This is a genomic window from Limisphaerales bacterium, assembly GCA_014382585.1.
GTDB lineage: Bacteria > Verrucomicrobiota > Verrucomicrobiia > Limisphaerales > UBA1100 > JACNJL01.
The window spans coordinates 26,061-32,353 of the sequence record JACNJL010000066.1 but is presented as its reverse complement, the minus strand read 5'-3'; the positions used below and the strand labels follow the sequence as shown (position 1 = coordinate 32,353).

General features: G+C 56.2%; 6 protein-coding genes. All 6 read left to right on the top strand.

Annotated elements, in window-relative coordinates; all coding sequences use genetic code 11:
* Window positions 1-252 precede the first annotated feature (252 nt).
* Window positions 253-432, top strand: coding sequence for a phytanoyl-CoA dioxygenase family protein (locus H8E27_15540; GenBank protein MBC8327032.1), 180 nt, complete (start codon window positions 253-255; stop codon window positions 430-432).
* A gap of 393 nt (window positions 433-825) precedes the next feature.
* Complete coding sequence (locus H8E27_15535; protein ID MBC8327031.1) at window positions 826-3,120, top strand: PSD1 domain-containing protein; 2,295 nt, start codon at window positions 826-828, stop codon at window positions 3,118-3,120.
* Entirely contained in the window at window positions 3,113-4,024 is a 912-nt protein-coding gene (locus H8E27_15530; GenBank protein MBC8327030.1) for an HNH endonuclease, read from the top strand. The genes H8E27_15535 and H8E27_15530 overlap by 8 nt, the downstream gene beginning before the upstream one ends.
* Window positions 4,025-4,087: 63 nt before the next feature.
* Window positions 4,088-4,351, top strand: coding sequence for a hypothetical protein (locus H8E27_15525; GenBank protein MBC8327029.1), 264 nt, complete (start codon window positions 4,088-4,090; stop codon window positions 4,349-4,351).
* Window positions 4,345-4,776, top strand: coding sequence for a type II toxin-antitoxin system VapC family toxin (locus H8E27_15520; GenBank protein MBC8327028.1), 432 nt, complete (start codon window positions 4,345-4,347; stop codon window positions 4,774-4,776). Before H8E27_15525 ends, H8E27_15520 begins: the two co-directional genes overlap by 7 nt.
* Before the next feature lie 49 nt (window positions 4,777-4,825).
* The gene (locus H8E27_15515; GenBank protein MBC8327027.1) at window positions 4,826-6,277 is read left to right on the top strand and encodes a DUF1501 domain-containing protein; all 1,452 of its coding nucleotides are present in this window, start codon (window positions 4,826-4,828) and stop codon (window positions 6,275-6,277) included.
* The last annotated feature ends 16 nt before the right edge of the window (window positions 6,278-6,293 follow it).

Here is a 6,293-nt window from a genome sequence, read left to right as displayed (position 1 = left end):
AAATTCCCCAATGCTCCCTTTCATCACAACGTTAGAATCTGCAGGCACTAAAGATGCGCCGTAATCTGCACCCGTCTTTGAATTAGGCGTAGCGCAGCCGAACCAAAAAATAGAGATAATAATAAGGTAGTAATTTGGGTTTAAAATGCATGGCGAGATCAAATGGGGGGATCCGATATTAGTCAAGACATTTTTAATAAGCTGATGTCAGGTGCCGAATAACAGGAAGCCTTCCGGCGTGACGGGCAGTTGATGGCGCCGGTGCCGCGTGGTGGGGTGTCCATCCATCACGGCAATACGCTGCATCAATCCTCCGCCAACCGCAGCGATCAACCGCGCCGGGCGGTGACCTTTCATTTTTTGCGGAATGACGCGCGGTTGGTGAACCCGGCGCTGGCGTATGATCCGGCGCAGGCGGTGAGAATCAGTTAACGGACTCGCAGGCTCGTCCCTCCATTGCGGCCCCGTTGTCAATGGAGGGACGAGCCCGCGAGTCCGCTATCGTCAAGCGCCAATCCACTAACTGGTAGGGCGTGCTCTCCGAGCGCGCCGAGGCGGTTTCGGAGAAACCGCCCTACCTCAGCACTGTGGCCAGCCACGGCGCGCCCGTGGCGCGGAGTTAAACCAGATAGGGGCGAGGTGGAATTCGTCCCTCTTGGGCTTCGATTAAATTCTCTGCGCCTCCGCGCCTCTGCGTGAGAATCATCTAGCGGACTCGCAGGCTCGTCCCTCCAGTCCGAGCGCGCCTATGGAGGGACGAGCCTGCGAGTCCGTTGCCGACGCTCCCGACTGGACAAACTTCGTTGGTCCGCCACACTAGCGCCGATGCCGCGCTTGTTGCTCATCACGATATTGCTGCTGCCTTTTGTTGTAAATGGCGCGAAAGCCGCGCCGGATTTTAGCCGGGACGTGTTGCCGATTCTTTCGGATACCTGCTTTGCCTGCCACGGGCCGGATGCGAATGCGCGTAAGGCGAAGCTGCGGCTGGACCGCGAAAAGGACGCGAAGGCGGAGGTGATTGTGCCGGGCAAGAGCGCGGCGAGCGAATTAATCGCGCGGGTTTTTTCCAGCGACCCCGACGAGCGGATGCCGCCACCGAATTCGAAGCTCAAGCTCACCGCCGAGCAAAAGGCCACGCTCAAGGCCTGGGTGGATGCCGGCGCGAAGTGGGGCAAGCATTGGGCGTACGAACCGCCGCGCCGATCGGCCTTGCCAAAAGTGAACCATGCAAAGTGGCCGCGCAATGGGATTGACCGTTTCATCCTCGCGCGTCTGGAGCGCGAAAGGCTGAAGCCTTCGGCCGAGGCGGGCAAGATTACTTGGCTTCGCCGCGTTACCCTCGATCTCACCGGTCTTCCGCCTACGCTGAAAGAGGCCGATGATTTCCTGAAATCGTCAATCGAAAATCCAAAATCGTCATTTAAAAATGTGGTCGACCGGCTGTTGGCTTCGCCGCGTTACGGCGAGCGGATGGCTTGGGACTGGCTCGAGGCCGCGCGTTATGCGGATAGCAACGGCTACCAGGGCGACAACGATCGCACGATGTGGCCGTGGCGCGATTGGGTGGTGCGCACGCTCAACGCCAACGTGCCGTACGACACATTCACCATCGAGCAACTCGCGGGCGACTTGTTGCCCAAGGCCACGGACGAGCAGCGGCTGGCGACGGCGTTCAATCGCAACCACATGATTAACGGCGAGGGTGGCCGCATCGCGGAGGAGAATCGCGTGGAATATATTTTCGACCAAATGGAAACGATGAGCACCCTTTGGCTGGGCGCCACGATGACCTGCAGTCGCTGCCACGATCACAAGTTTGATGCCATTACGCAGCGTGATTACTACGGTCTGTTTGCGTTTTTTAATAACACGCCTGTGAACGGCGGCGGCGGCAGCGGCCAAACTGCACCCGTACTCGCGGTGGCATCGGCTGCGCAACAAAAGGAAATTTCAGAACTGGAGGAAAAAATTCAATCGCTGAAAGAAAAACCGAAAATCGACGCTGCCAAAAAACGCATCGCCGACCTCCGTAAAAAATTTCCCAAAGTGATGGTGATGCAGGAGCAGGCCAAAGCGCGCACCACCAAAGTGCTGGTGCGTGGCGTGTATAATAATCCAAGCAATGTGACCGTGACTTCCGCATGGCCGACCGTGTTTGGCGCGAACGCGCAATCGGGCACCCCTAACCGGCTTCATCTCGCGCAGTGGCTTGTCAATGACAGGCACCCACTCACCGCGCGCGTGACAGTAAACCGCATTTGGCAGCAGTTTTTCGGCACTGGCCTCGTGAAGACGCCGGAGGATTTCGGCGTGCAGGGCGAGCGCCCGAGCCATCCGGAGTTGCTCGATTGGCTGGCGCTGGAATTCATCGAGAGCGGTTGGGACGTGAAGGCGCTGCACAAACGCATCGTGCTCAGCGCGACCTATCGGCAAACCTCGCGCGTGACTCCCGCGCTGCGCGAGCGCGATCCCAAGAACCGCCTGCTCGCCCGCATGACCCGCCAGCGTTTGCCCTCGTGGATGATTCGCGACCAAGCGCTCTTCATCAGCGGTTTGCTAGTTGAGAAACGTGGCGGTCCTTCCGTGAAATCCTACCAACCCGCCGGCGTCTGGGCTGAGGCTACTTTTGGCAAAAAGAAATATGCCCGCGGCAAAGGCGAGGATTTATATCGCCGCAGCCTCTACACTTTTTGGCGGCGCATAATCGGCCCGACGATTTTCTTTGACGAGTCCAAACGCCAAACCTGCCAAGTCCGCCGCAGCCTCACCAACACCCCGCTGCACGCGCTCATCATATTAAACGACACCACTTATGTAGAAGCTGCCCGCGCCCTGGCCCAGCGTGTGATAAAAGAAGGCGGAGCGGATGACAAGGCACGCACCGCGTACGCCTTCCGCCTCGCCACCGCCCGCGCCCCCAAGCCGAAGGAAGCCGCCGTGCTCCTCCAGAGCATCCAGAAACTCCGCGCCACCTACGCCCAAGACCCCAAAAAAACCAAAGCCCTGCTAGCCATCGGCGAATCCAAACGCGACGAAAAACTGAACCCCACCGACCACGCGGCATTCACTGTGTTGTGCAACATGATTTTGAATCTGGACGAGGTCATCACGCGTGAGTAACAAATTTTCCAGCGAACAACTCCGTTGGTTGGAGTGCATCAGTCGATTGAAGGTTGATCACTCTCGTGGTCCAGCTCCTCACAAGCCACTGTTACTTTTGGTGCTTTGTGATCTTGTTGATGAGGACTTAGTTGCAAATGGATTGATCGAGCGCAATGGAGCATTGGCGTTCCGTTTCAATAGTTATTGGACTGTAGTTTCAAATCGGAGGCGTACACGGCCCAATGTGATGCTGCCGTTTTTCCATATGCATTCCGACGGACTCTGGATTCCGCTGGATTCTGAGGGCATAAAAACGGACAACCGAAAAAATGCAAAAAATGCCCAAATTGATGCATCGCTATTGATCAGCCTGCAGACCAATGAATTCAGGGCCGAACTTCGCCGCACAATAATCGCTCGATACTTTGAAGGGAGTGAAAGATATGAATTGTTTGAAATGTGCAATTTGGAAGTTCCTCCTCAGGCGATTGTTGATTCGGATGCTGGCAAATATTTAGTGTTGAACGATTCGCCAAGGAAGCGAGACACAAAATTCTCAGCTCGAGTCTTACCGGCGTATGATTTCACCTGCGCGTTGACAAATTACCGGATGGTGTCTTTATCGGGATCTTGCCCTTTGGATGCGGCACATATCAGACAGTTCAAGAAAGGAGGCCTTTGTCATCCAATTAACGGTTTGGCACTATCAAAAAATGCACATTGGCTTTTTGATCAAGGCTATTGGAGCATCGATGATGATTTTTGTATTTTGGTGGACAATGATCGATTTGAAGAAGATGGAGAAAACGCGTTATTGTTGAAGCCTCGCAGCGGTGAGAAAGTATTCCTGCCTCGAAACAAAATGTTTTGGCCAGATCGAGCAAATTTAAAATGGCATCGTTCCAATCATAAATTCGAATGAACCCCAAATATCCACCCATTTTTATGGTTTGCCAGAATTACATAATTATGGTTTTATGGACGCATGAAAACGACACTGGATTTGCCGGATGATTTGATGCGTGAGGTGAAGGTTCGTGCCGCTCGAGAAGACCGGAAATTGAAGGATTTGATTCCCGAATTGCTGCAAAGAGGTTTGGACGATGTCGAAAAAACGTCATGCAAAAAGTTGACCGGCAAGGAGTGGGTAGAAAAGTGGTTGGAACTCGGTCGGAAAATTGAGGCGGCCTCACCCTCCAAGGAACCGGGGGTAGTGGATGAAATTCGGAAAGGCCGTGAGCGGTGCTGACGATTGATGCCAATGTGTGGGTTGGCGCTCAGTTTCCCAATGAGGTCAATCATGAATCGTCGCTGGAACTGCTCGCGAGGGCGGCGGCCGATGAAATTCCGCTTCACCAACCGACATTGTTGCCCGTTGAGATTGCGGGCGCTGTTGCCCGTCGCAAACAAGTGTCCACGGAAGTCGCGGGCACTCGACACATCTTGAACGAATTTCCTGGCATTCATTTTCATCCACTGGACGAGGAGGCGGCACACATCTCGACGAGCTTGGCCGCAGACCTTCGACTGCGTGGGGCCGATGCGGTTTATGTGGCCACGGCGATGACATCCCAATCCACCCTCATCACTTTGGACGGGGAAATGGTGAAGCGCGCAGCCAACGCAGTGACGGTCATGACGCCGGATGAATGGCTGGCGGCAAGGGAGAATTGAAGCGAGGTCGAATCATGTGCGTCAAAAACCAAGCTCACATTCCCTTACCATGAACCCCATCACCGAAAACCAGCTCATGACCAATCGGCGGCAGTTTTTTGGGCGGTCGGCGGTGGGGATTGGGGGCGCGGCGCTGGGAGGATTGCTGGCGCGGGACGGGATGGGCGAGACGGCGCTGGGCGGGCTGGCGGGGTTGCCGCATTTTGCGCCCAAGGCGAAGCGGGTGGTTTACCTGTTCATGAATGGCGCGCCGACGCATACGGATTTGTTTGATTACAAGCCGTTGCAAAAACAGATGCACGGGCAACCGGTGCCGCAGTCGTTTGTGGAAGGCAAACGGTTTAGCACGATGACGGGCAACCCAAAGGGCAAGGTGATGCTCGCGCCGATTGAGCCGTTCAAGCAGCACGGACGGAGCGGCGCGTGGGTGAGCAACTTTATGCCGCACATCGGCGCGGCGGCGGACGATATTTGCTTCATCAAAAGCATGCACACCACGCAGGTGAACCACGCGCCGGCGGTGTCGTTTTTTCTTTCCGGCGGCGAGATGCCCGGCCGGCCAACGATGGGCGCGTGGCTCAGCTACGGCCTCGGCAGCGATACGGAAAATCTGCCGGCGTTTGTCGCCATGACGAGCGTGAGCAAAGGCACGACGTGCGGGCAGATTTTTTATGACTACTATTGGGGCAGTGGATTTTTACCGACGCGTTTTCAGGGCGTGAAATTTCGCGGCGGCGGTGCGCCGGTTTTGTATTTGAAAAATCCCGCTGGCATCACAGGCAGCACGCGGCGCGGGATGCTTGATGGCCTCGCGCAGCTCAACCAAATGCGACACGCGGAATTTGGCGACCCGGAAATCCTCACGCGCATCGCGCAGTATGAGATGGCCTACCGCATGCAAACGAGCGTGCCGGAGTTGACGGATGTTTCCACTGAACCCAAAAGCGTACTGGATCTCTACGGGCCGCAAGTGAAAGAGCGCGGCACCTTCGCGTACAATTGCCTCATGGCGCGGCGATTGCTCGAGCGCGGCACGCGGTTTGTGCAGGTGATGCACGCGGGCTGGGACCAACACCGTAGCGTGACCACTGAACTTTACACGCAGTGCAAAGACACCGATCAGCCGAGCGCCGGATTGTTGACCGATCTCAAGCAACGCGGCTTGCTTGAGGACACGCTTATCATCTGGGGCGGCGAATTCGGCCGCACCCCTTTCCTGCAGGGCGATCTTAAAAACCGCAAGCAATGGGGCCGCGATCATCACCCCTATGCGTTTACCACCTGGATGGCCGGCGGCGGCGTGAAGCCCGGCATCACCTACGGTGCCAGCGACGCCCTCGGCATGAATGCCGCTGAAAACCCCGTCCACGTCCATGATTTTCAGGCAACCCTCCTGCACCTCCTCGGCATCGACCACGAGCGCTTCACCTACAAATTCCAAGGTCGCCGATTCCGGTTAACCGATGTGCACGGGAAATTGGTGAAGGGAATTTTGGCGTAAACTCCGCTTCTTCACG

What these genes read in the sequence shown, in the direction of transcription:
- H8E27_15525 (MBC8327029.1), top strand. Translation starts at nt 4,088, where the DNA reads ATGAAAACGACACTGGATTTGCCGGATGATTTGATGCGTGAGGTGAAG.
- H8E27_15540 (MBC8327032.1), top strand. Translation starts at nt 253, where the DNA reads ATGGCGCCGGTGCCGCGTGGTGGGGTGTCCATCCATCACGGCAATACG.
- H8E27_15535 (MBC8327031.1), top strand. Translation starts at nt 826, where the DNA reads ATGCCGCGCTTGTTGCTCATCACGATATTGCTGCTGCCTTTTGTTGTA.
- H8E27_15515 (MBC8327027.1), top strand. Translation starts at nt 4,826, where the DNA reads ATGAACCCCATCACCGAAAACCAGCTCATGACCAATCGGCGGCAGTTT.